This is a genomic window from Bacillus sp. BR3(2024) (genome assembly GCF_039134555.1).
Lineage (GTDB): Bacteria > Bacillota > Bacilli > Bacillales > Bacillaceae_G > Bacillus_A > Bacillus_A cereus.
In genome coordinates, this window is the sequence record NZ_CP152433.1 from 2,731,804 (window position 1) to 2,753,271 (window position 21,468).

Genomic DNA, 21,468 nt, shown 5'->3' on the forward strand with positions numbered 1-21,468 from the left:
TTTCAGTAGATCAGCATTTCTTATTGGATAAATGCTAAAAAATAAAAGTGAAGTATTTCGCATATGAAAGTATGTTTTATATGACAGGAGACGTTCCTTGTTTACAACTAAAAACACCTCACTTCAAGAAAGTGAGGTGTTTTTGAAATCACTTAATTTCTTATCCTGCCATTTTATTAATACTATCCTCTGGCGAAAATACGGAAATATGATCGACCTTACCAGTCGTTTTTGGAATGACAAATTTCAATTCATACTGGTTATTTACTTTGTATACATATATTTTATCTTCACCATTCTCTTTAACTGAAGATGGTTTTCCTAATGCTTTTTCAATTTCTTGTAATGTAATCAATTTTAGTTCTGCATGATATGAGCGTACATCAAAAACTTGTGACCCTTTATTAAATCCGAAAACAACATTTTTATTTGTAAAAGTTGCGTACATTCCATTCCCTGCATATTCGGTTTTATTTGCTTTCCCCCACGCTTTTTCAATTTCTTCAATATCCCCTGTATGGGCTCCAAATGGCACATTAGGTACCTTTCCTTCTTTTGCTAGTTCAAACAAATCTTTAACGTGGTTAATTGATTTTTGATTAAGTGTTCTATCTTTCAAATCTTGCTCAGCTGATGGTTTTGTTGTTTTTTCATTACTTGGTTTTGCTTCAAGATTTTTCTTTTCTTCTGAAGAATTGCTTTGTTCATTTTTATGATTTTCCGAGGCTGGATTTGCTTCCTTTTTTTCGTCTGTCCCTTTACATGCTGCTAATGCAAATGTGCATGTAAAAGCAAGAAATAACATAACTATTTTCAAATATACCTTCATCATTTTTACCCCCTATTGTATTTTATTCATTTCGATAATCAACCGGATGCGAAGTATAGTATTAATTAAGGACTTCTAATTCTAAATCGTCACTTTCCCATAATTTTAAAAAACTTGGAATTATATTGTTAATCATCGTATTCATCTCCTTCTTTAAACCTTCTCTTCTCAATGATAATATCCTCTATCTATAACTTAAAACATGCTGTCACAACAGCTCCTTGAAACAAAAAAACCAGTAGGAAGTGATTACTCTTTTCCTACTGGTTGAAATGAAATTAAACGGTAAATCTTAGCTTCTTAAAAAATGTAGCGATAGTGTTTTTTACTGTTTCAAAATTATAAGCAAACGTGTTATCTCCACTTAATGATGAAATACATGTTAAACCTGCAGCTTTAATAAAAGCTTTTACATCTACAAGCATAGAATTAGCCTCCAAGAATTTAATTACAATCATTATAACAGGTGTTTTATGACGCTAACATGAAAGTAATAAATAAATTTCTATTATTAATTTATCTCGCTATTTGCCGGGCAGTAAGATCCCCACCTCAAAATTCAGCGGAAACAAAGAAGTTAGGTGGGGGCCCTGCTGCCCGTAAAAGCTAAATTGGTGAGGGCTGATAATCAGTGGGAATGAACAAAACCCCCACTGATTAAAATTTCACCTTATTTAGCTTACAGTACACCATTTCAATGTCATATAAAAAAGCTGCCCAAAAAGAGCAGCTTCAAATATGTATATTACACTTCAATTGATTTACCATCTTCAACAATATGATAAAGTAAATGCGCTAAATGATGAATTGGACCGTATTCTTCCTCTTCCTCATCTGTTTCGCCTTGGAATTCAAGATCGTTTAAGTATAGTGCTAAAAATTGATAGTATAGTTTTAAATCAAATCCGTAGCATGCAGTTGGTTCTTCATGATCCCCTTCATATTGTAACATTAAGTATTGATCATTTCCTTCTGCATCTTCTGCATCAAAGAATACGAAGAAGCCAACGTTTGTATCTAAATCAAATAAATGACGAGTACCTTTTTCAGTTGCTTTATTGAAGTCCTCTTCACTTAATTTATGTACTGTTGTCGCTTTTGCATTATCTTCTTGATGGAAATTTACTGTAAATGATTTCAATGCTGACACCTCCTGATTGTATAATACTAGCATAACATATAAAAAGGACTGCTTACAAATGTAAACAGTCCTTACATTCATTTTCGCATTGCTCGTAATAAGAAGCTTACGATGAAAATTAAAATGATCGCACCGATTAAAGCTGGAATAATTGCATATCCCCCAATGACTGGACCAAAACTACCAAGTAATTTCGAACCAACCCAAGAACCGATAATACCAGCAATAATATTACCAATTACACCACCAGGTACGTCCTTTCCAGTAATTAAGCTCGCAAGCCATCCTAATATACCACCGACGATTAAAGACCAAATCATATAATAACCTCCTTTACATTTCACCAATCAAAATATAATTAGAAACAATTGCTTACCATTAGTTATGTGACATTTTTCATAAGTTATTCATGTTGTTCAACTTTAAGATTTTTGAGAATAATACACACAGATTAAACCTTTTTTTGAACTAACGATTTATCCGACTTGTTATTACACACATTAAGAACAATCTAGCTTCAATATTGTTCGCATAAACTCTTCTTTAAAAGCTGCATAGTTAAAACCAACAGCAATTCTTTGAATCGGCCGATCATCAAACCTTGTTGGCTCAGCTATTTTTCTAAAGTCTGCTACACTTTGGCCCCTAGTCACATCATTTGTCGTACTAATCCACACTGCCGATTTTTTATATTCGAAAATACTGTCATTTATAAACGAGATAAACGGTAGTAAATCGTGTATAGGACTTCCACCAATACCCGGATATTCTTTTTTATAGAAATTCTCATAATAAAAATCAATCATTGGTTTAATGAGTTTCGCCTGTCCAGTTCCTTGTTTATCTATTATATTGGCCATTTCAGGCGTAATAAGCGCGCCCTGTGTTACATTTAACGGGTATATGCTAGCGTTTTTCGCATATTTCATAACAATATTTGCTGCAATTGGATCACCATAAAAATTCGCTTCAGATACTGGTGTAACATTACCTGGAAATAGGAAAGCGCCGCCCATTATATAATACGAACAAATACGATCCATTATATTTGGATACAATAAAAATAACGTAGCAAGCGTCGTTAGTCTCCCTGTCGCCACAATTATAATATCTTCTGGACAAGGTTCGATTAATTTGATTAATTCACAAAAATTTTCTCGTTTACAAATTCTCATCTCAGGTGGAATAATAGGACCTAAACCGTGATCCCCGTGGATTTCAGGGAAAAACAAAGGCTCTTCAGCTGTCATCGGTCTACTCGCACCTTCAATAATTTTCACTTGTGTAGCATAGTACCTTTCTAAAAAATAAACATTTTCCGTAACGATATCTCGTGATACATTCCCGTACTCAGCAACAATACCTAGAATATCTAATTTACATGTTTTATTTGCATAAATTAACGCTACGGCGTCATCAATACCAAAGTCTCCAAAAAAGATAATTTTCTTATTAACTATTCTCACCCCTCTTCAGCATAATCTACTATTATTATTATGTGAAAAAGACAAGGCGGTGAAACAGCGCAAACTAAAAAAGTCGCCTATTTATTGGCGACTTCAATCTTTTTATAAGACAAATATGCAAGTACATTTTTACTTGAATCGTATTTCGGGTTATTTCCTTTTCTCGGCTCTCTCATATGTGTCTTTTCAAATCCAGGAATGTCTGGCATTTTCCCCATAAATTCAAGCATTTCTTCCTCAGAACCTTCAATGCGTACACGAATCATTATAACTATTCCTCAATTCTCAGTTTCTCTGTACTAAGTATATCGTACTTCAGAAAGACTGCAACACATTTATCTTTTTAACGTTGTACTTTTTTTACATATAAACATAGCCATTTCAGTATAGAACGATTCTACTTTATTATTTTTAAATTGAATATTAAAATATCCCTTCATTTCGTTTGGTGCTTTCATCATACATTCTGTTAATTTTTCACGCTTTTGTAAAGGGACATCCATCATATTACACCACCAGTCAAAATCAAACTTCTTATCAAAAGTAAGACATGACTGCATTTGCAAACCGTTTTTTTCTAATAAAGTAAGCCATTCTGTCTTTTTTAGAGCTCGTTCATGACTTGGGTCTCGCTTTTTTTCTATAAAATTATAAAATGTATCATATTCATTATTTTCTGGCGAAACATTATCTATTAAGATGAATAATCCATTATCCTTCAATGTACGATTTACTTCATAAATAAATTGAGCCGGATTCGTAAAATGATGGGCTGCAATCCGGCATGTGATTGTATCAAAAAAATGGTCTGCAAATGGTAAATCCTCTGCGTTTCCTGCTACAAAAGATACATTTTCATGCCCATTCTGCTTTATAAAAATTTTGGCTTTTTCTAACATCTGTTCTGTTAAATCAAGTGCAACTACTTCTTCAAACATAGGTGCTAACATATTTGCCACATGTCCACCACCAGTAGCAACATCAAGAAGACGATTATTATGACGAGACTCAACTTGTTGAACTACATATTGTAAATCCAGTCCTTTAGCATGTATTTTACTATTTACATATTTATCTGCATTACTGCCAAACTGTTTTTTCACAAGCTCTTCTTTACTCATATTATCATCTTCTTTCTATTGTTAGTTACATATACGACTCATATAATTATTACAATTCTCTTCATGTATTTTCAAATCCTCTTTTCATCTCACTTCTCATCATTTTACCTTGTAATCAAAATAATATGATTATACGTTATTTCGTTAAACAAAAAAAGGCTACGGGAACTTTCCCCCTAACCTGACTAAATATTGACTATATTTTTATTTCTTCGTATATATCTATATAATATAAACCCTCTTTCAACTTCATAATAACATCTACTTCGTTATAAGTAGCCTCACGAGCATGTAAACCAAATTGATCCATACCAATCCATATCCACCCAGGTGTAAGATATAAAACATCTATATTAAAATAATCTAACTTAGTAAGCTCTGATGTAATAAATTTATCTTTATTAGCGATTTGTTTATCTATTAAACCATATTCTTTTCCATTTTCAAATAGCGATATAAAATTCCCTACAATCGGATGTTCACGAACAATAAAATGATATTCTTTTTCCTCTATATTTACCACAATCAAACGAGAAACAGATAAATCACACTCCAAATTCGACATATTTGTTTATTCACCTCCTTATATCGGTTTCTTCTATATAATAACAAATGAATATTCAAAATAAGTTAATATAATGTAAAAAATAAAAAAGCTGACTTCCCTTTGGAAATCAGCTTTTATAATTCGATCAACTTTATACTTTTACAAATTATTATAATGTTTCTTTTTCCTCATCATTTCCGGAAACTAAACTTCCTATAGCATCCGCTGTTACTTCTACTACAAATTCACAAATGCCTGCTACAACTTCTCCAATTACTTCATCCATCTTTTTACCCCCTTATTTTATGTAACTTATTTGTAGTATAGAAGAAATTAGCGAATGTAAACTATCGAAAAAGGTGACATAAACCTTACAGAATTGTAAGCTCTTTCATCCCTCTGCTTATCCCCTTTGAAACTCCAAGTATTTTTAGCAGACATATAGGCCATCATAAATATGAAGCAAGTAATAATCTAGTGTCAGGAGGCGTTTAATATGTATTACGTAAAATTAATTAAAGGTCAATCTTTCTACGCTTTTGATCATCGTTTCTTGGTGTCTGAAGAAGAAGAGGTTTCAGAGAAAATTTATAATTACTTACGACGTAATGAATTTTTTGAAGTACGTAAAGAAGAATACTCTGCTTAATTACAAAAAGCATTAAGAAAAATATCATCTTATTGTGATATATTCTTAATGCTTTTATGTGAATTTCTTCTTTTCAATAATTGTTGTTGACTCTATTAAATAATCTAGTATTTGTCCAAGCTAATTCTTCACTATTTTCATATTCTAGTATATGAGGAGGTGAAGAATATGACTCATATCATTGATTACCAAGCTACTCAACCTATTAGTAAAACTGGTGAAACAACTTTTGCAATCCCAGCTTCTCCAAATAAAGCAATTTTAGCAAATTTGAAATTGAGAATTTCAAGTAGAGATTCACGTAATAATCGAGTAGAATTAATCGCTACAATTGGTGTAGAAGGAATAACTGGGACTTCACAAGTTTTATTCCGAATTTTCCGTGATAATATTGAAATTTTTAATGCACAAGTAGGTATTGAATCTACAGATTCTGAACAATTTTACGTACAAACATTTCAAGCTATAGATCAAAACGTTAGCAGTGGAACACACGAATATTCATTAACTGTAGAAAACCTTACTAGTGGTGCTAGTGCAGAAGTTGTTGGTCCTCTATCTTTTAGCGCTTTAGCTATTGGAAAAGAGCAAAAATGTTGCTAAGTGAATCTAATATTTAGTTTTGTACTTGAGAAAAGCGAGGCGTAGTTATACGTTCTTGCTTTTTTATATGTATCCTTACTTTCTATTAGCTTTAATCATAAAATTTTTACGTTTTGATTCACTTATTTCAGCACTTAACACATCAAATTTTTGACAAATCAAAAAGATTGAAATCCACTTATGAAACACGTAATATAGACTCTGACTCTAAAAAAGTTCGTATAAAAACACTACATAAATAAGGAGGTTTTATATACGCGTTTTTCATTTTAAAAGACGGAGAGGTTTTATGTTATGTGGCGTAATAAAAACGTTTGGATTGTTTTAATTGGGGAGTTTATTGCAGGTCTAGGATTATGGCTTGGTATTCTTGGCAACCTTGAATTTATGCAAAAATATGTCCCTTCTGATTTCATGAAATCAGTTATATTATTTATCGGACTATTAGCCGGTGTTCTAGTTGGACCTATGGCTGGCCGTGTCATCGATCAGTATGAAAAGAAAAAAGTTCTTCTTTACGCTGGGTTTGGTCGAGTTTTAAGTGTTATTTTCATGTTTTTTGCTATTCAATTTGAAAGTATCGCATTTATGATTGCATTTATGGTTGCTCTTCAAATTTCAGCAGCATTTTATTTCCCTGCATTACAATCTGTAATTCCACTCATCGTACGTGAGCATGAGTTATTACAAATGAACGGTGTACATATGAATGTTGGTACAATTGCTCGTATTGCAGGTACTTCACTAGGTGGAATTCTTTTAGTTGTGATGAGTTTACAGTACATGTATGCCTTCTCAATGGCGGCATACGCCTTATTATTCCTCTCGACTTTCTTCCTACAATTCGAAGACAAGAAATCAACAACACCAAGTAAACAAGCTGCAAAAGATAATAGCTTTATGGAAGTATTTCGTATTTTAAAAGGAATTCCTATTGCTTTTACAGCACTTATATTAAGTATCATCCCTCTATTATTTATAGCTGGGTTTAATTTAATGGTTATTAACATTAGCGAAATGCAACATGATCCTACGATTAAAGGGTTCATATATACAATTGAAGGTGTCGCATTTATGATAGGTGCCTTCGTAATTAAACGTCTATCTGATCATTTCAAACCTGAAAAATTACTATATTTCTTCGCAGTTTGTACTGCTTTTGCACATCTGTCATTGTTCTTTAGCGATATAAAATGGATGGCTCTTACATCATTTGGGTTGTTTGGGTTTAGTGTTGGCTGCTTCTTCCCTATTATGTCGACGATTTTCCAAACGAAAGTGGAAAAAAGTTATCACGGTCGCCTCTTCTCATTCCGTAATATGTTTGAGAGGGTTATGTTCCAAATCGTCTTACTTGGCACAGGCTTCTTCTTAGATACAATTGGGTTACAATATATGGTTCTCATCTTCGGAGTCGTTTCATTATTGATTATTTCTATTTCCCTCTCTAAGCAGAAACATTATGAAAAACAGCATTCGCAATCTGCGAATTTATAAAATAAACAAAGAAGTATGGATCTAATATTGAATCCATACTTCTTTGTTTTATAATACGCCTATTTATTACGTTTATTGAAATTACCTAAAGGAGTATCCTCCTTTAATTTCGAATAGATTATAAAAAGTACTCTTTATAAAAGGAGTGGTAAAATGTCTGGTGGCATCGAAGTATTTATTGTCCTGCTCTTTGCAATTGCTCTGTTTAGCACCCTAAACTTTTTAGCCATTTCCTTATCTGGACATAGTTTTAAAAAAAGAATCGTGGCAGGTTTCATATTTTTACTACTGACTCCCATTATCTTTTTGACTATCACAACATTTGCTTCTATATTCGATAAAGCAGGATTTGGCGCAGGTACGTTAGCCTTTATGATCGCAAGCGTATATATATTAAATGGAATAGTGATTCTGCTTTCCTCTTTATTTATGCTCAAAAAAGACATAACGTAGGCTATAGTACTAGCATGAATCTGACTTTACACTAGATTCATGCTTATTTAATTTCTCCTAAATTTTTATATGAAATTAAATAATTCTTTAAAAAAATTTAAACTTTATTTATTATAATATCCCTATCGTATTCGCACGTTTATTCAAATTTAAAAGAAAGGAGCACAAAATGAAAAAGGTTCTACTTACAATTCCTATACTAATCATCCTACTTAGTGGATGCAGCAATAACGATATATTCGGTTCTTGGGAAGTCGTTGACAATAAAAATGGTGAATGCCCTGTATATTACAAATTTGAAACAGTTGTCAAAAAAGAAAATAAAGAGGAAATTGTGCAAAATTTAGTAGAAATGCAAACAACAAAGAATAAAGACGATTTATATAAAGGCTCATTTGTCAAAAATTCTAATGTATATCATATTGATTATGGTAATTCATTTACATCGGACCAAACTTTAAAAGTTGCCGACGGTACACTAAATGTATACTTTTTGACAGCCGAAAAATTATGCACATATAAAAAGAAATGATTACATTTCAGAGGAGACGCAGAAAATATTTTCTGCGTTATTTCACTTTAGAAATCGGCCACAAAAATAGCCCTTGTTTTCGTATTCTTTTTCATTCAAAACATGAGAAATATACTTAATAAAAACTAGAGAATACCTTAAGTTATATAAAATGAATCCTATAATAGACATTTCAATTAACACATCTACGCTATTTACATCGATACTTTTCAAAATAGGCTAATCCTTCCTCTAAATTTGTCAATCATTTTAATTTTCATAAAAAAATGATAAAATATAAACATGTGTTTTCAGAATAATTAAAAATGCAGAATGAAAGCACTGTTTTAGGAGGGGTTTTGATGACTTACACGTTAGCAACTAGAATGAAAGCATTCCAATCTTCTATATTTAGTGAATTAGGAGCCTATAAAAAAGAAAAAATTGCAGCAGGTCATAACATGATTGATTTGAGCATCGGAAATCCTGATATGCCGCCCGCTGATTTTGTAAGAGAAACAATGGTACATACAGCGAGTGAGAAAGAGAGCTACGGGTATACATTATCAGGTATTCAAGAATTTCACGAAGCTGTAACTGAATATTACAACAATACTCATAACGTTTTATTAAATGCGGATAAAGAAGTTTTATTATTAATGGGTTCACAAGACGGGCTCGTTCATTTACCTATGGTTTATGCAAATCCAGGTGATATTATATTAGTTCCTGATCCAGGATATACAGCTTATGAAACAGGTATTCAAATGGCTGGTGCAACATCTTACTACATGCCTTTAAAGAAAGAGAATGATTTCTTACCAGACTTAGAAGTCATCCCTGAAGAAATTGCCGATCAAGCGAAGATGATGATTTTAAACTTCCCAGGGAATCCCGTTCCAGCAATGGCTCATGAAGATTTCTTTAAAGAAGTAATCGCATTCGCGAAAAAGCATAATATTATCGTTGTCCATGATTTTGCTTATGCTGAATTTTATTTCGATGGTAATAAGCCAATTAGCTTCCTCTCTGTACCTGGTGCTAAAGAAGTTGGTGTAGAAATCAATTCTTTGTCAAAAAGTTATAGTTTAGCAGGTAGCCGTATTGGATATATGATTGGAAACGAAGAAATTGTTCGTGCACTTACTCAATTTAAATCTAATACCGATTACGGTGTATTTTTACCAATTCAAAAAGCGGCATCTGCAGCACTAAGAAATGGCGCTGCATTTTGTGAGAAAAACCGCAATATTTATCAAGAACGGAGAGATACTTTAGTCGATGGATTCCGAACATTTGGCTGGAATGTCGATAAGCCAGCTGGTAGTATGTTTGTCTGGGCAGAAATTCCACAAGGATGGACTTCTCTAGACTTCGCTTATGCATTAATGGATCGCGCGAATGTCGTTGTTACACCTGGTCATGCATTTGGACCTCACGGAGAAGGCTTCGTACGTATTGCACTCGTTCAAGATAAAGAAGTGTTGCAACAAGTTGTTGAAAACATTAGAAATAGCGGCATTTTCGTCCTTGAAAAAGTAAATGAATTAGTTAAAAATTAATTCCGGCTCCCCTGCTTAACTTTAGCAGGGGTATTATTAATTGGAGGTACTTTCATATGCATATTAAAGACACACTTCCCCATCGTTATCCATTTTTAATGATTGATAAAGTAACAAATGTAAAACAAGGTGAATCCGTTACAGGAGATAAACTCATTACAAATAACGAATGGTTTATAAATGATAGTCACAAACATATGCCTCATATGTTAATTGTAGAAGCACTTGCTCAGCTTAGTGCATTTGTACATACAAGTGATTCTGAAGGACTAGGATTCCTCTCCTCTTTAGATGGAGTTGAATTCCACGGAAAAGCATATCCCGGTGATAAACTTGATTTACATTATGAGCTAACGCGCAATCGCCGAGGTTTTGTTCTTGGTAAAGGTATTGCAACTGTAAACGACCAGCCTATTGTAACTATAGAAAAACTATTAATATATCAAGCAGATTAAAGTGTTCCTTATATCAGTTGGAAATATCTATTCTCAACCGATTAAGTAAATAGAAAAACATATTACGTAGTTAGGAGCAGGAAAATGGAACGTACTATCGGTATCGATGCTGGAGGCACATTAACGAAAATAGCTTATTTTAACAAAAAAAAGCTATTAACTTTTGAAAAATTTTATTCGCATGAACAACATAAAATAATAGATTGGATTAAAAACAACAATGGCATAAAACAAATATGTATTACGGGTGGTAAATCGAAACTATTACAGCAACTGCTTACAGGTTCATATAAAATAATAGAGCTAAGCGAATTTGAAGCTACTCTTGCAGGTGTCCAATTCATATTAAAAGAAGAACAACATACTATAAACAATTTTATTTTAACCAATATCGGTACAGGTACTTCTATCCATTATGTTTATAATGAACAATATATTCGCGCTGGTGGAACCGGAGTTGGCGGTGGGACTATTATGGGACTCTCAAAATTGTTAACAAATATAGATCATTTTGAAGATATAATCCCTCTAACAAAAGTAGGATCTAGAAAAGAACTAGATATTACGGTTGGAGATATTTATGGTGGTATTCTTTCCCCTATCGATAATAACTTAACTGCTAGTAACTTCGGAAAAGCAGCCATTACAGAATCAAATAATAGTAGCTCCGATATACTAGCTACTGTACAAGGACTTGTCGGTGAAGTCGTTACTGCATTAAGCCTTCAATTCGCTGAAACAAAAAACATTGAACATATTATTTATATTGGTTCGACTTTATGTAATAACGTACAACTTCAACATATTATTAGTAGCTACACCGAATATCAAAATAAAACACCAATCTTTTTACAAGATGGTGGTAATAGCGGTGCAATTGGTGCATTACTTCATGCTACGAAATAAAAAGCTGACTTTTGTCAGCTTTTTAGAAATGGCACTTCAAATTCAATAATTGATTCCCCGTTCTCTCCAATTCGCTCCACGCTTATTCTATCAATCACACAATTTAACTTCCCATGAAAACTAGGAATCTCCTTCACTACTTCAGCAGCTAATTCGGCACTTTCTTTTCTTCCGACTGTTACATGCGGGATGTACGGAATGTCTTCTTCCAAAAATTGTAATAAAGGTCCTGTATATAGAATATTATGTAGTTCCTCTATTTGTTCTTTCCCCTTTTCAACTCGTAAAAACAAATATTCTCTTTCACTTGTAATTTGATTCGTAAATTCAATTTCTATATTCTGTATCGGTTTTGATACATTTATAATATGTAATTTCAGCTCATCATTTGAAATCGAACTTTCAAATGGGAATACAATTGTAATATGCGGTGAAATTAATCCAAATAAAGGATCATGTTTTTGCCTAATGTCCTCGATTTCGCTAATGAACATGTTGTTTAGAAAAAGTAAAATTGTACGCATTTTTATCCCCTCAACTTTTCCTCATTATAATATGTATCATATTCTATGACAGCCTGCCCTTCAACAACTTGTTTTGCTTACCTGTAAAAATAAAAAAACTTCTCAAATGAGAAGTTTTCATATAGCATGATTATTATTTTCCCGCCAAACTTTCCTAAACTTTATATAACAGGCAATTCTCCAAGGAAAAATATACGATACTGCAACAACATAAAATAATAAACCTATTGTTTGCTGATCTAAGTCAACAATATATTTTCTTGAACCGTATCTCAAAACGACAAGTGCAATAAAAGTAATTAAAAAAGCTGCACTTTTTTTCGTATAAATATTCCCATCATCTCTTCGTTCATAATTTGTTAATACTATAAGCGGCACAGCAAAAAGTACACCAATGAATACCGCTATACTTACTTGCAATATAGCTGGATGTACGGGACCTAAAAACCATACAATACCTGGTGTTAAAAATAGTAATGGCCATAAAATACGTTTTCCCGCTCCCTTTATTGGCTTATGCATGGAGCGATAACGACGCCAAAATATTAGTAGTGCAATGCATAAAAAGACGGTTATTAGTGAGGACGTGTCTCCCATATATTTTCCTTCTCCCTAAAAGAATAATCTATCACTATTTTAAACTGTTCGTTCAAATGATACTTTACGAATAAATATACTACTAGTTATGATATAAAGAATTGTTAATCCAATTGAAATAACAATAAAATAAGGGATATCTATTAAAGATACATCATTTGTAAATAACAATCCTTTTATCCCTACTTCTCCATACAGCACACTATTTGTTGAAAGGAAAAGCGACCCACCAATCATGAGACCAATCCATTGAAATCTTTGCTTAAAAATTACTACTACTTGAAAGAAACATGCTATCGTAACATAAAATAAAAATTGTAAAATAAACTGTTGTATTAATTGCTCTCCAAAGTTAACATTTACTAAGTTATATTTTATATCTTGTAAAAACAGTATTTGAAGGAATGAAAACAATGCGGATTGCAACACAATATAACAAATCGCTCCGATAAAATATTGTATTCTCGTTATACCAAATGAAACTGCTAAACGAAATAAATCATCTTGAACAATGAAAACACTCCCTACTATAAAAATCATAATTGCAATTGAAGGATTATTGATAATTTCGGGTAAATAACCAACTTTCGCTTCATTTAAATGAGCAGCATATAAAGCTCCTTTTATTAATAAAGCTACAATCCAAAATATTAAAATTGCTTTATAATGAAAATTTATATGTAACCTCAATTGTTTCATTAACATCGTCATTCCACTTCACCACCAGTCATGTGAATAAATAGTTTTTGTAATGTAATTCTATCAATTACTAAACCTTCTTTTTCAAGAGAGTAACAATCTTCATTAGAAAGCTCTTCCCATATAACAGCAATACCTTTATTCCCATAAATTTCTTTATTTATAACTTTTTTATTAATCAAGAACTCCTCCACTTTACCTTTTTGCCCTGAAATAATATGACCTTGTTGCAATAAATCTTCCACTGTTGATTGAACAACAAGTGCACCTTCTTTTATGATAATTACTTCTTCAATAACATGGGTTACTTCTTCTACCAGATGTGTTGATAATATAATTGTTCTGGGATACTCCCCGTAATCTTCTAGTAGTAAACTATAAAATAACTCACGATGTGCTGCGTCTAATCCTGTAGTTGGTTCATCAAAAATAGTAATTGTCGCTCTGTTTGCTAACCCTTTAATAATTCCTACAACTGTTTGCATGCCATGAGATAGTTTATGGTATTTCTCTGTTATATTAAGCTGAAATTTACCCGCCAGTTCTTCAGCAAACTTCTGATCCCAATTTTTATAAAACATGTTACATATCTTAAAAATTTCTTTTACGCTATAACTTAAATGAGACTCTTCTTTTACTCTAACGAAACAAATATTTTGCATCGCTTTACTATTTTCAAAAACATCTTCACCAAATATTGATACACTTCCACTACTTGAAGTAATTTGTCCTGCTAGTAAATTTAATAAAGTCGTTTTCCCTGCTCCGTTCCTTCCAAGCAAACCATATATTTTATTCTCTTCCAATGAAATCGTTACTTCATTTACAGCTATTTTCTTTTTATACTTTTTCGTTACATCTTTCGTTTCAAGTGCAATCATCCCTCTTTCCCCTCCTTCGTAATCTTTTGAATCATATCCATCAATTCATCTTTTGATATTTCTAGTACTTTCGCTTCTTCCCACACTTTAGGTAAATATTCAGTCATAAAAGTATTTTGTCTTTTTTTTAGTACAACTTCTTTTGCTCCTTTTGCAACAAACATCCCGATCCCTCTTTTTTTATATAAAATCCCCTCATCCACTAATACATTCACCCCTTTAGCTGCGGTAGCCGGATTTATTTGTAACATCTTCGCAAATTGATTTGTCGATGGAACTTGTTCTTCTTCAAGCAATATGTCTTTTAAAATATCAGATTCAATCGTTTCTGCAATTTGTATGTATATTAATTTATTTTGTTCTAGAGTCGGCTTCACATTTTCACCACCTTAGGTTCATAGGTTCATTGCTTATGTAATTAACCATATCACATAGAATTATTTTTTTCCATAAATTTCTTTTACAAAAAAGAGAGTCATTCAATTAAGAATGTCTCTCTTTCTAAAAATTCGAAGTTTCAACTCTTGTTCTCAAATTCTTTTCATTTATACCATTTTGACAAAAATTAAACTGTTGTCCCTCAATACATTTTGTACGATCTACTACTTGCCCTAAATGATAGCTTGTATGCTCAACCAAATGTAATAGACTTTGAAGATCAATATGCCTTTTTTCTTCCCAGACCTGTATATATGCTTTGCCCCACTCATCAAATATTTCTTCAACAGTTTTTAACAAAGCTTCAGAGCTTATTTGTTTCACTGGAAAATATTCTTCAATTCCATTTTCAAAAACTATATTTGGATCCTTATAACGCCTTGTATTTCTCTGTAAATGTTCACAAATATGTAGTACGATTCCACCAATTGAATTAACAGAGGTCTCTTGTTTCCACAAATCTTCTTCACTAACGAGCCTAATTGCCTGTACTAACTTAGGTAAATAATGATCCTGCATTCTATGATAAGAAATTTTGTATACTAACTCCATCTTCTCCCCTCCATTATTTCAACTGGTTCACTTGATATTTAGCGAATAAAGATTTCCGAAAATCTTTATCTTCCACAAGCATTTTAATTTTTTCTTCATTGCCGTTAAAGAACTTTATAACTTTATTTTTATCCCATATATCTTTTTCTTTTGGAAAATCATCGAATATCCTATGCAAAATTGATAACATTTCTTCCCTCGTTATCTTAAAGTTTTTATTCTCTACCTGAAACTCATAACTTTTTGCATTTGGCACTAAAATCACTAAATATATAGCATTAAAGAGAAAATTCTTCTTCATCGTATCTTTCTCATCAAACCAATACGTCTCAATCATTTCTTCTGTAAGAGCTCCACTCTCTTTTGCACCATAGTTCACTTTTATATTTTCATTTTCTAAACTTATACTTTGAACTGTTCCACCACCAGGTAAATGATTAATAATTGCAACCACATCTGAATTATTACCAACGTATGTCCCAGTATATTTCTTAAAATCATCTGACCTAACATCATATATATCTTTTATTCTTTCCCCGTTAGAACAAGCCGTAATGAATAAAAAAATTGTTAGCATAACGATTATGTTATGATGCATATATTTCATTTAGCATCCCCCATTTTTATCGATATTTCGTTAATTACAATATTTACTTTCAAATCCCTTTTTAAATATACGCATTTTAATCAAAATTAAAAATTTTCATTTTTTATGTTTACAATTATCCATTAATTGTATATACTTACTAACGTAAGAAAAAAATTCTAAAAGGAGGTCGAAGGAAATGATGAAATTACAATTACATGCATTAACTTTAGCGTTAACTGCACCTGTGTTTTCTGGACAATTAAATATGAATTCGACCACCCTAATGGAGAATTGAAAATCGTAATTTATTTCATTTAATTCATAAATTCGCCACAGGAGGTCGTATACTTTCCTGTGGCTTTTTCACGCCCAGCCATAGGAGAACTGTATCTTCCTGTGGTTTTTTTGCGCGATTTTTTAGTCTCTTACATTATTTTTCTAAGAAAGGAGCAACATTCAATGACTATTAGCGTATTGTTTTTAAGTATTACGATTCAAAGAAATACAATTTCCAAAGATGAAATTCTTCATAATGAGCAAATTGAAAAAGCTATGAATGATGTTAAGGAGCGCCAAGCACTTTACTGTGATCACCTGTAATTCCTTTTTGAAAGGAGGAATTCATTTATGACTTTTCATATTTTCTTTTTTACGACTATGCTTCAAAAACATACTTTATCTGAAACTGAAATCAATCGTAAACAACAGTTAAAACAACTGACTGATAAAATAACTGACATTAAAAGTTCATACTACACTCAAATGTATTAAAAATATATTTTAAAGGGGTCATATATTCATGAAATTTAAAGCATTCTTTTTAACCATCACCATTCAAAAACGTAAGCTTTCACAGAAAGAGATTTTACGTGAACAACACATCCAAAGCATTATGGACGAAGTAAAAGAGCGCCAATCTTCTTATTACACTCGTCTTTTCTAAATCACTTATAAAGGGGTAATTATTTTATGAAATTTAAAGTATTCTTTTTAACCATTACCATTCAAAAAAATAAATTTTCCGAGTCTGAAATGCTTCATAAGCGACAAATTAATCAGGCTATGGATTCTGTAAAAGAAAGACAAAGTCATTACTGTAGTCACCTATAATTTCTTATTACACTCGTTTTTTCTAAATCATTTATAAAGGGGCAATTATTTTATGAAATTTAAAGTATTCTTTTTAACCATTACCATTCAAAAAAATAAATTTTCTGAGTCTGAAATGCTTCATGAACGACAAATTAATCAGGCTATGAATTCTGTAAAAGAAAGACAAAGTCATTACTGTAGTCATCTGTAATTCCAATTCGAAAGGAGGAATTCACATATGAAGTTTCACCTTTTCTTTTTAACGATTACGATTCAAAAAGAAACAATATCTCAAAATGAATTAAAACAAGAAAGACAATATAAACAAGTTATTGATGAAATTCGAGATCGTAGAAGCAAGTACTACACTCACCTTTAATCGTTTAACTATATAGAATTGAAAGGAGTCGATTATGATGTTGATAGCACGCTGTAAGGAAATGATTTGGATAGTTCAGAGGGATTCCACATAGTTTTATAGAGCTTATATCACACAAGTTTATCACTGAATTTGATGTATAAAAAATATATAATAAAATCAAATCAACCCACTTTTAATTATTTATTTATAAACAAAAGATACACCACTTAAAAAGCGGTGTATCTTTCTCAGTTTTTACTATTTTCGGTTACTTCTCTTCGTCTTAAACAATCTCACTAAGTTCGAAACAACTGTTTTTGTTACTGCATAAACTGGTACTGCTAAAATCATTCCGATAATTCCCGCAAAGTTACCTACCCCTAAAATTAAAATAATAATTGTTAGTGGATGAATATTTAATTTCGAGCTCATAATACGTGGTGAAATAATATTACTTTCAAACTGTTGTACAATTGTTACGATAATAATTACGTATAAGGCTTGCATCGGAGATACGAACAGTCCTACAATAACAGCTGGTGCTGCCCCGATAAATGGACCTAAGTTAGGAATGATGTTTGTAAATGCTGCGATAATTCCTAAAACGAAAGCGTACGGTAAATCAATAATTAAATAACCGATAAAAGTAAACGCACCTACAAATATACAAACGAGCGCTTGCCCTTGAATATATGCAGATAATGTTTCGTTCGTTTCCTTAATGATACGAAGCCCCTCTTCACGGTAAGATTCTGGTAATAAACTTACCGCTTTTCCTGGAAAGGCATGTCCATCTTTAAACATGTAAAATAAAATGAACGGTACAGTAAATACAACTAATGCAACGTTCGTGATAATACCAAATAAAGCCGTTGCACTCGACGTAATTGTATTTGGTATATCTTTTAAGTATTCAATCGCATTTTTTTCAATTGTTTCAATGGAAACGTAGTTTTGTGTAGATAACCATTCAAACAACCTATGATGTGATAATTCTTGTATGTATACTTTTCCCTCTTTTATGTAGCCTGGCATATTTTTTACTAAGTCCATTAGCTGTTGTGAAATCGTAGGAACAACTACTCCAACGCCAACCGCAGTTAATGTTATGATAAAAAGATATAACAGCAATATCGCTAAATTTCTAGGTACTTTTTTATTCTCCAAAAAGATTAATACAGGATTAAATATGAAGTATAAAAAAAGCGCGATTAAGATTGGGAAAAATAATGTTGATATGAAGATACCAATCGGTTGAAATAAAAATGATATTTTTGTGCAAATAAATATGATTCCTACAACCATTAGCACTTCTAATGTCCAAAAGTGCACTTTTGATTTCAAAAAAATGGCCTCCTTTAAACTAGCACTTCTCTTCATTGTACCAAAATAAGTATGAATTTCACATAATATTTTCCTTTACAATATTCCAAAATACCAATAAATACACTACAATGAGATTACATACAAATTTGCAGGTAAAGGTGATAAAAATGACACAATGCATCATTTGCAGAAAAGATACGAAAGAACTTAGTGAACAATATGTCATTCCAGAAATATTATGTGGATATTATTTCACAAACTCAATTTGTGATACTTGTCATGAACAAATGACAACAAATATTGATCGTCCTTTAATTAGGCATAAATTGAGTCAATTTAAGATTGAACAAATGAAAAGACAAATTGATTCCCCACTCTATACGAATGAGCACGGTGAGGAACTTGCGGCTGCTGAGACTGATGTTGTCGAAGTAAGCGACGAAATTCTTTATTCTAATGCATTAATTATGAAACTATGTAAAAAGCACGATATTTCCTTACATAATGAAATTTGGAAAGAGGAACGTGTAACGAAAGTAGCGAGTTCTATTCAACGTGAATTACTATTAGATAACCGTAAATATAAAATGAGTATATTAAAAATGGCTTATACATTCGCTGTACAAGCAGTTGATGGCTACTTTGAAGATCAAGATGCAATTGATATTTCTACCATTCTCTCAAATGCAGATTTCGTGGAACTAAAAGAAAAAAGCATTGTACGTGATTTAAGCAAAAGTTCTTTATGGAATACGCTAAATACAAGTAGTGAAAATCATTACTTTATTTTACTTAGCGATAAAGACGGTCTGTTTTGCTTCATTCGCTTGTTTGACATCTTTGATGTTGTCGTTCATTTATCAGAAAAAAGATTTGACCTTCCATCACCCATTGTCGGTGTAAATAATGTGAATACACAGAAATTTTATGTCCAAAGTTTAAAACAGTATATGGATGGGCTGTTCAAAGAAAAAGCACCTACTATATAATAGATACCAGAACATACGGTCTCCTTTCTTGATGAAAAGACACTGTGTTATAATGAGTATGAAAAGAACAATACAATCACATAAACCAATTATAAATTGTATATAAATAAAAAAGACTAGTGTGCGGCTACACACTAGTCCACGTAACTTAGCAGATTGGATTGTTCATTTATCCTATTTGTTTCTTACAAACAAAACAACCCACATTCTATAGGCATAGGTGGGTTGTTATTTTTTGAGCTTGTCTATTAAAACGACGACGAACGTTAACAATGCAACGAGAAACAGTCCACCCTGCAGTAGCAACGCTATTTCACTCACGTATTATCACCCCCCTCCTACTCGGAGAAGTGATAATTGAACAACCAACCGCACCTTAAGTTACCCTTTGATTTTACCATATTTTCTAATAATTTACGATGAAAACCCGCAAGCGAATAACTTGCGGATTTTTTATACCCTATTAACAGGCAGTAAACAAAATGAAGCAATAAATAAGTGAAACTTTATTTCTCACTATTTTTTTAATGCATATGCATCAGCAATCATTTCACCAACAATTTTATTTTCTTCTTTCTTCTTGTCTTTCAATAATGGGAATAACAATTCTGCCACTTCATACGCTTCTTCTAAATGCGGATATCCTGATAAAACAAACGTATCAATTCCTAACGATTCATATTCTTTTATCCTTTCTGCTACTGTATGCGGATCGCCTACAAGTGCAGTACCTGCCCCACCTCTTACAAGTCCGATTCCAGCCCATAAATTAGGGCTTATCTCTAACGACTCTCTCGTACCTTTATTTAAATGTGTCATCCGTTTTTGACCAACCGAATCATATCTTGCAAATGTCTTTTGAGCAAGCTCAATTGTTTCATTATCCACATATTGAATTAAACGTTCGGCCTCTTCCCATGCTTCTTCTTCTGTCTCTCTTACAATTACGTGTAATCTAATGCCAAATCGGACTGTACGCCCCTTCTCTTCTGCAAGTTTTCTTACTTCTTCTACTTTTTCTTTTACTTGCTCTGGCGGCTCTCCCCACGTTAAATATACATCACTATGTTCAGCTGCTACTTCTTTTCCAGCAGCTGATGATCCTCCGAAATATATAGGAGGATATGGCGTTTGAACTGGTGGGAATACAACTTTACTATCTGTAACTTGAATATGTTTTCCTTCTAAAGAGATCGTTTCACCTTGCAATGTCGATTTCCAAACTTTTAAAAATTCATCCGCTGCTTCATACCTTTCATCATGATCAAGATATAATCCATCTCCTTGTAGTTCAACTGGATCTCCTCCAGCTACTACATTAATAAGCAGTCTCCCATCTGAAATTCTATCAAATGTAGATGCCATCCTCGCTGCAACTGTAGGGGACATTAGTCCTGGTCTTACTGCTACTAAAAATTTTAGTTTTTCTGTTTCAGCAGCAAGAGCTGAAGCTAACACCCAAGGGTCTTCACATCCTTGACCAGTTGGAAGTAAAACACCCGTATATCCTAAATAATCAGCTGCCGCAGCAACTTGCTTATAATAACCATATTCAGCTGCTCTTCCTCGTTTTGTCGTTCCTAAATATCGACCATCTCCATAAGCCGGAATAAACCATAATAATTCCATGCCTTTACACACCCCTTATTTATTTTGAATCGTATACTAACACATTCTATA

The 21,468-nt window shown here is 32.4% G+C and carries 33 protein-coding genes; 15 read left to right on the top strand and 18 right to left on the bottom strand.

The features are described from left to right. Positions 1–160 precede the first annotated feature (160 nt). The 8 genes from V7S45_RS14140 to V7S45_RS14175 all read right to left on the bottom strand — a co-directional run bounded on the left by V7S45_RS14140 (position 161) and on the right by V7S45_RS14175 (position 5,122). A complete protein-coding gene (locus tag V7S45_RS14140) occupies positions 161–832 on the bottom strand; it encodes a YjgB family protein (protein ID WP_025688793.1) in 672 nt (223 codons plus the stop codon). A 275-nt stretch (positions 833–1,107) separates the two neighbouring features. Then, positions 1,108–1,254 carry a hypothetical protein gene (locus tag V7S45_RS14145; RefSeq protein WP_000959548.1) on the bottom strand — a complete coding sequence of 49 codons (147 nt, stop codon included), beginning with the start codon at positions 1,252–1,254 and terminating at the stop codon, positions 1,108–1,110. Between the two features lie 320 nt (positions 1,255–1,574). Next, positions 1,575–1,970, bottom strand: coding sequence for a hypothetical protein (locus V7S45_RS14150; RefSeq protein ID WP_000834883.1), 396 nt, complete (start codon positions 1,968–1,970; stop codon positions 1,575–1,577). 77 nt (positions 1,971–2,047) lie between these two features. Continuing rightward, positions 2,048–2,290 (bottom strand): GlsB/YeaQ/YmgE family stress response membrane protein, encoded by a 243-nt coding sequence (locus V7S45_RS14155; RefSeq protein WP_000638306.1) that lies wholly within the window; start codon positions 2,288–2,290, stop codon positions 2,048–2,050. 180 nt (positions 2,291–2,470) lie between these two features. Continuing rightward, positions 2,471–3,436, bottom strand: a complete 966-nt coding sequence (locus tag V7S45_RS14160; protein ID WP_025688798.1) for a nucleoside hydrolase — start codon at positions 3,434–3,436, stop codon at positions 2,471–2,473. A gap of 77 nt (positions 3,437–3,513) precedes the next feature. After that, positions 3,514–3,702: a DUF3970 family protein gene (locus V7S45_RS14165; RefSeq protein WP_000621873.1), complete on the bottom strand. Its 189-nt coding sequence runs from the start codon at positions 3,700–3,702 to the stop codon at positions 3,514–3,516. A 69-nt stretch (positions 3,703–3,771) separates the two neighbouring features. Then, the gene (locus V7S45_RS14170) at positions 3,772–4,557 is read right to left on the bottom strand and encodes a class I SAM-dependent methyltransferase (RefSeq protein ID WP_000031300.1); all 786 of its coding nucleotides are present in this window, start codon (positions 4,555–4,557) and stop codon (positions 3,772–3,774) included. A gap of 196 nt (positions 4,558–4,753) precedes the next feature. Then, positions 4,754–5,122 (bottom strand): hypothetical protein, encoded by a 369-nt coding sequence (locus V7S45_RS14175; protein ID WP_025688802.1) that lies wholly within the window; start codon positions 5,120–5,122, stop codon positions 4,754–4,756. 478 nt (positions 5,123–5,600) lie between these two features. Between V7S45_RS14175 and V7S45_RS14180 the strand changes: the two genes are divergently transcribed. The 8 genes from V7S45_RS14180 to coaW all read left to right on the top strand — a co-directional run bounded on the left by V7S45_RS14180 (position 5,601) and on the right by coaW (position 11,740). Beyond that, positions 5,601–5,753: a YqbF domain-containing protein gene (locus V7S45_RS14180; RefSeq protein WP_000291905.1), complete on the top strand. Its 153-nt coding sequence runs from the start codon at positions 5,601–5,603 to the stop codon at positions 5,751–5,753. Between the two features lie 168 nt (positions 5,754–5,921). Continuing rightward, positions 5,922–6,356, top strand: coding sequence for an exosporium protein ExsC (exsC, locus tag V7S45_RS14185; protein ID WP_025688805.1), 435 nt, complete (start codon positions 5,922–5,924; stop codon positions 6,354–6,356). Positions 6,357–6,650: 294 nt separating this feature from the next. Beyond that, entirely contained in the window at positions 6,651–7,853 is a 1,203-nt protein-coding gene (locus V7S45_RS14190) for an MFS transporter (protein WP_000269258.1), read from the top strand. Between the two features lie 153 nt (positions 7,854–8,006). Then, entirely contained in the window at positions 8,007–8,306 is a 300-nt protein-coding gene (locus V7S45_RS14195) for a hypothetical protein (protein ID WP_025688807.1), read from the top strand. A gap of 169 nt (positions 8,307–8,475) precedes the next feature. Continuing rightward, entirely contained in the window at positions 8,476–8,838 is a 363-nt protein-coding gene (locus V7S45_RS14200) for a hypothetical protein (protein WP_048656237.1), read from the top strand. Positions 8,839–9,179: 341 nt separating this feature from the next. Then, positions 9,180–10,379, top strand: coding sequence for an LL-diaminopimelate aminotransferase (locus V7S45_RS14205; protein WP_000222697.1), 1,200 nt, complete (start codon positions 9,180–9,182; stop codon positions 10,377–10,379). 56 nt (positions 10,380–10,435) lie between these two features. Beyond that, positions 10,436–10,834, top strand: a complete 399-nt coding sequence (locus V7S45_RS14210; protein WP_342761415.1) for a 3-hydroxyacyl-ACP dehydratase FabZ family protein — start codon at positions 10,436–10,438, stop codon at positions 10,832–10,834. Positions 10,835–10,918: 84 nt separating this feature from the next. Continuing rightward, the gene (coaW, locus tag V7S45_RS14215) at positions 10,919–11,740 is read left to right on the top strand and encodes a type II pantothenate kinase (RefSeq protein ID WP_000442501.1); all 822 of its coding nucleotides are present in this window, start codon (positions 10,919–10,921) and stop codon (positions 11,738–11,740) included. Positions 11,741–11,754: 14 nt separating this feature from the next. On the opposite strand, the gene V7S45_RS14220 is transcribed toward coaW, so the two are convergent. The 7 genes from V7S45_RS14220 to V7S45_RS14250 form a co-directional block, all read right to left on the bottom strand. Then, a complete protein-coding gene (locus V7S45_RS14220) occupies positions 11,755–12,264 on the bottom strand; it encodes a 2'-5' RNA ligase family protein (RefSeq protein WP_025686902.1) in 510 nt (169 codons plus the stop codon). A 117-nt stretch (positions 12,265–12,381) separates the two neighbouring features. Further along, positions 12,382–12,861 carry a cytochrome c biogenesis protein CcdC gene (locus tag V7S45_RS14225; RefSeq protein ID WP_025686901.1) on the bottom strand — a complete coding sequence of 160 codons (480 nt, stop codon included), beginning with the start codon at positions 12,859–12,861 and terminating at the stop codon, positions 12,382–12,384. 39 nt (positions 12,862–12,900) lie between these two features. Next, positions 12,901–13,572, bottom strand: coding sequence for a DUF4052 domain-containing protein (locus V7S45_RS14230; protein WP_000178200.1), 672 nt, complete (start codon positions 13,570–13,572; stop codon positions 12,901–12,903). After that, positions 13,569–14,441, bottom strand: coding sequence for an ABC transporter ATP-binding protein (locus tag V7S45_RS14235; protein WP_089607545.1), 873 nt, complete (start codon positions 14,439–14,441; stop codon positions 13,569–13,571). Before V7S45_RS14235 ends, V7S45_RS14230 begins: the two co-directional genes overlap by 4 nt. Further along, the gene (locus tag V7S45_RS14240) at positions 14,438–14,818 is read right to left on the bottom strand and encodes a GntR family transcriptional regulator (RefSeq protein WP_000805185.1); all 381 of its coding nucleotides are present in this window, start codon (positions 14,816–14,818) and stop codon (positions 14,438–14,440) included. Before V7S45_RS14240 ends, V7S45_RS14235 begins: the two co-directional genes overlap by 4 nt. A gap of 124 nt (positions 14,819–14,942) precedes the next feature. Beyond that, entirely contained in the window at positions 14,943–15,431 is a 489-nt protein-coding gene (locus V7S45_RS14245) for a hypothetical protein (protein WP_000424643.1), read from the bottom strand. A 13-nt stretch (positions 15,432–15,444) separates the two neighbouring features. Further along, positions 15,445–16,038, bottom strand: a complete 594-nt coding sequence (locus V7S45_RS14250) for a DUF4825 domain-containing protein (RefSeq protein WP_025686899.1) — start codon at positions 16,036–16,038, stop codon at positions 15,445–15,447. A 441-nt stretch (positions 16,039–16,479) separates the two neighbouring features. On the opposite strand from V7S45_RS14250, the gene V7S45_RS14255 reads away from it, so the two are divergent. From V7S45_RS14255 to V7S45_RS14280, 6 genes are read left to right on the top strand one after another with little or no spacing between them, the layout of a single operon-like run. Further along, positions 16,480–16,620, top strand: coding sequence for a YrzI family small protein (locus V7S45_RS14255; protein ID WP_000156193.1), 141 nt, complete (start codon positions 16,480–16,482; stop codon positions 16,618–16,620). Positions 16,621–16,647: 27 nt separating this feature from the next. Continuing rightward, entirely contained in the window at positions 16,648–16,791 is a 144-nt protein-coding gene (locus V7S45_RS14260) for a YrzI family small protein (RefSeq protein ID WP_000142710.1), read from the top strand. A gap of 28 nt (positions 16,792–16,819) precedes the next feature. Further along, positions 16,820–16,963 carry a YrzI family small protein gene (locus V7S45_RS14265; RefSeq protein ID WP_000668965.1) on the top strand — a complete coding sequence of 48 codons (144 nt, stop codon included), beginning with the start codon at positions 16,820–16,822 and terminating at the stop codon, positions 16,961–16,963. Positions 16,964–16,989: 26 nt separating this feature from the next. Beyond that, the gene (locus tag V7S45_RS14270) at positions 16,990–17,130 is read left to right on the top strand and encodes a YrzI family small protein (RefSeq protein WP_025686897.1); all 141 of its coding nucleotides are present in this window, start codon (positions 16,990–16,992) and stop codon (positions 17,128–17,130) included. Between the two features lie 52 nt (positions 17,131–17,182). Beyond that, positions 17,183–17,323: a YrzI family small protein gene (locus V7S45_RS14275; RefSeq protein WP_000669806.1), complete on the top strand. Its 141-nt coding sequence runs from the start codon at positions 17,183–17,185 to the stop codon at positions 17,321–17,323. 27 nt (positions 17,324–17,350) lie between these two features. Beyond that, positions 17,351–17,491 carry a YrzI family small protein gene (locus V7S45_RS14280; RefSeq protein ID WP_000668497.1) on the top strand — a complete coding sequence of 47 codons (141 nt, stop codon included), beginning with the start codon at positions 17,351–17,353 and terminating at the stop codon, positions 17,489–17,491. A gap of 240 nt (positions 17,492–17,731) precedes the next feature. Here V7S45_RS14280 and V7S45_RS14285 read toward each other — a convergent pair whose 3' ends face one another. Continuing rightward, complete coding sequence (locus V7S45_RS14285; RefSeq protein ID WP_000837892.1) at positions 17,732–18,817, bottom strand: AI-2E family transporter; 1,086 nt, start codon at positions 18,815–18,817, stop codon at positions 17,732–17,734. Between the two features lie 149 nt (positions 18,818–18,966). Between V7S45_RS14285 and V7S45_RS14290 the strand changes: the two genes are divergently transcribed. Continuing rightward, complete coding sequence (locus V7S45_RS14290; protein WP_000189709.1) at positions 18,967–19,788, top strand: HNH endonuclease; 822 nt, start codon at positions 18,967–18,969, stop codon at positions 19,786–19,788. 228 nt (positions 19,789–20,016) lie between these two features. On the opposite strand, the gene V7S45_RS14295 is transcribed toward V7S45_RS14290, so the two are convergent. Together V7S45_RS14295 and ssuD are read right to left on the bottom strand one after the other, a co-directional pair. Continuing rightward, a complete protein-coding gene (locus V7S45_RS14295; protein ID WP_001289320.1) occupies positions 20,017–20,109 on the bottom strand; it encodes a putative holin-like toxin in 93 nt (30 codons plus the stop codon). A gap of 195 nt (positions 20,110–20,304) precedes the next feature. Beyond that, positions 20,305–21,417 carry an FMNH2-dependent alkanesulfonate monooxygenase gene (ssuD, locus tag V7S45_RS14300; RefSeq protein WP_025686896.1) on the bottom strand — a complete coding sequence of 371 codons (1,113 nt, stop codon included), beginning with the start codon at positions 21,415–21,417 and terminating at the stop codon, positions 20,305–20,307. Positions 21,418–21,468: the final 51 nt, after the last annotated feature.

Excerpts from the sequence above, each read along its gene's own strand:
- V7S45_RS14230 (WP_000178200.1), bottom strand. The coding sequence starts at position 13,572 with ATGACGATGTTAATGAAACAATTGAGGTTACATATAAATTTTCATTAT.
- V7S45_RS14250 (WP_025686899.1), bottom strand. The coding sequence starts at position 16,038 with ATGAAATATATGCATCATAACATAATCGTTATGCTAACAATTTTTTTA.
- V7S45_RS14195 (WP_025688807.1), top strand. The coding sequence starts at position 8,007 with ATGTCTGGTGGCATCGAAGTATTTATTGTCCTGCTCTTTGCAATTGCT.
- V7S45_RS14245 (WP_000424643.1), bottom strand. The coding sequence starts at position 15,431 with ATGGAGTTAGTATACAAAATTTCTTATCATAGAATGCAGGATCATTAT.
- V7S45_RS14265 (WP_000668965.1), top strand. The coding sequence starts at position 16,820 with ATGAAATTTAAAGCATTCTTTTTAACCATCACCATTCAAAAACGTAAG.
- V7S45_RS14225 (WP_025686901.1), bottom strand. The coding sequence starts at position 12,861 with ATGGGAGACACGTCCTCACTAATAACCGTCTTTTTATGCATTGCACTA.
- V7S45_RS14275 (WP_000669806.1), top strand. The coding sequence starts at position 17,183 with ATGAAATTTAAAGTATTCTTTTTAACCATTACCATTCAAAAAAATAAA.
- V7S45_RS14220 (WP_025686902.1), bottom strand. The coding sequence starts at position 12,264 with ATGCGTACAATTTTACTTTTTCTAAACAACATGTTCATTAGCGAAATC.
- V7S45_RS14145 (WP_000959548.1), bottom strand. The coding sequence starts at position 1,254 with ATGCTTGTAGATGTAAAAGCTTTTATTAAAGCTGCAGGTTTAACATGT.
- V7S45_RS14260 (WP_000142710.1), top strand. The coding sequence starts at position 16,648 with ATGACTTTTCATATTTTCTTTTTTACGACTATGCTTCAAAAACATACT.
- V7S45_RS14175 (WP_025688802.1), bottom strand. The coding sequence starts at position 5,122 with ATGTCGAATTTGGAGTGTGATTTATCTGTTTCTCGTTTGATTGTGGTA.
- exsC (WP_025688805.1), top strand. The coding sequence starts at position 5,922 with ATGACTCATATCATTGATTACCAAGCTACTCAACCTATTAGTAAAACT.
- V7S45_RS14290 (WP_000189709.1), top strand. The coding sequence starts at position 18,967 with ATGACACAATGCATCATTTGCAGAAAAGATACGAAAGAACTTAGTGAA.
- V7S45_RS14255 (WP_000156193.1), top strand. The coding sequence starts at position 16,480 with ATGACTATTAGCGTATTGTTTTTAAGTATTACGATTCAAAGAAATACA.
- V7S45_RS14235 (WP_089607545.1), bottom strand. The coding sequence starts at position 14,441 with ATGATTGCACTTGAAACGAAAGATGTAACGAAAAAGTATAAAAAGAAA.
- V7S45_RS14210 (WP_342761415.1), top strand. The coding sequence starts at position 10,436 with ATGCATATTAAAGACACACTTCCCCATCGTTATCCATTTTTAATGATT.
- V7S45_RS14200 (WP_048656237.1), top strand. The coding sequence starts at position 8,476 with ATGAAAAAGGTTCTACTTACAATTCCTATACTAATCATCCTACTTAGT.
- V7S45_RS14190 (WP_000269258.1), top strand. The coding sequence starts at position 6,651 with ATGTGGCGTAATAAAAACGTTTGGATTGTTTTAATTGGGGAGTTTATT.
- V7S45_RS14140 (WP_025688793.1), bottom strand. The coding sequence starts at position 832 with ATGATGAAGGTATATTTGAAAATAGTTATGTTATTTCTTGCTTTTACA.
- ssuD (WP_025686896.1), bottom strand. The coding sequence starts at position 21,417 with ATGGAATTATTATGGTTTATTCCGGCTTATGGAGATGGTCGATATTTA.
- coaW (WP_000442501.1), top strand. The coding sequence starts at position 10,919 with ATGGAACGTACTATCGGTATCGATGCTGGAGGCACATTAACGAAAATA.
- V7S45_RS14280 (WP_000668497.1), top strand. The coding sequence starts at position 17,351 with ATGAAGTTTCACCTTTTCTTTTTAACGATTACGATTCAAAAAGAAACA.
- V7S45_RS14180 (WP_000291905.1), top strand. The coding sequence starts at position 5,601 with ATGTATTACGTAAAATTAATTAAAGGTCAATCTTTCTACGCTTTTGAT.
- V7S45_RS14155 (WP_000638306.1), bottom strand. The coding sequence starts at position 2,290 with ATGATTTGGTCTTTAATCGTCGGTGGTATATTAGGATGGCTTGCGAGC.
- V7S45_RS14270 (WP_025686897.1), top strand. The coding sequence starts at position 16,990 with ATGAAATTTAAAGTATTCTTTTTAACCATTACCATTCAAAAAAATAAA.
- V7S45_RS14205 (WP_000222697.1), top strand. The coding sequence starts at position 9,180 with ATGACTTACACGTTAGCAACTAGAATGAAAGCATTCCAATCTTCTATA.
- V7S45_RS14165 (WP_000621873.1), bottom strand. The coding sequence starts at position 3,702 with ATGATTCGTGTACGCATTGAAGGTTCTGAGGAAGAAATGCTTGAATTT.
- V7S45_RS14170 (WP_000031300.1), bottom strand. The coding sequence starts at position 4,557 with ATGAGTAAAGAAGAGCTTGTGAAAAAACAGTTTGGCAGTAATGCAGAT.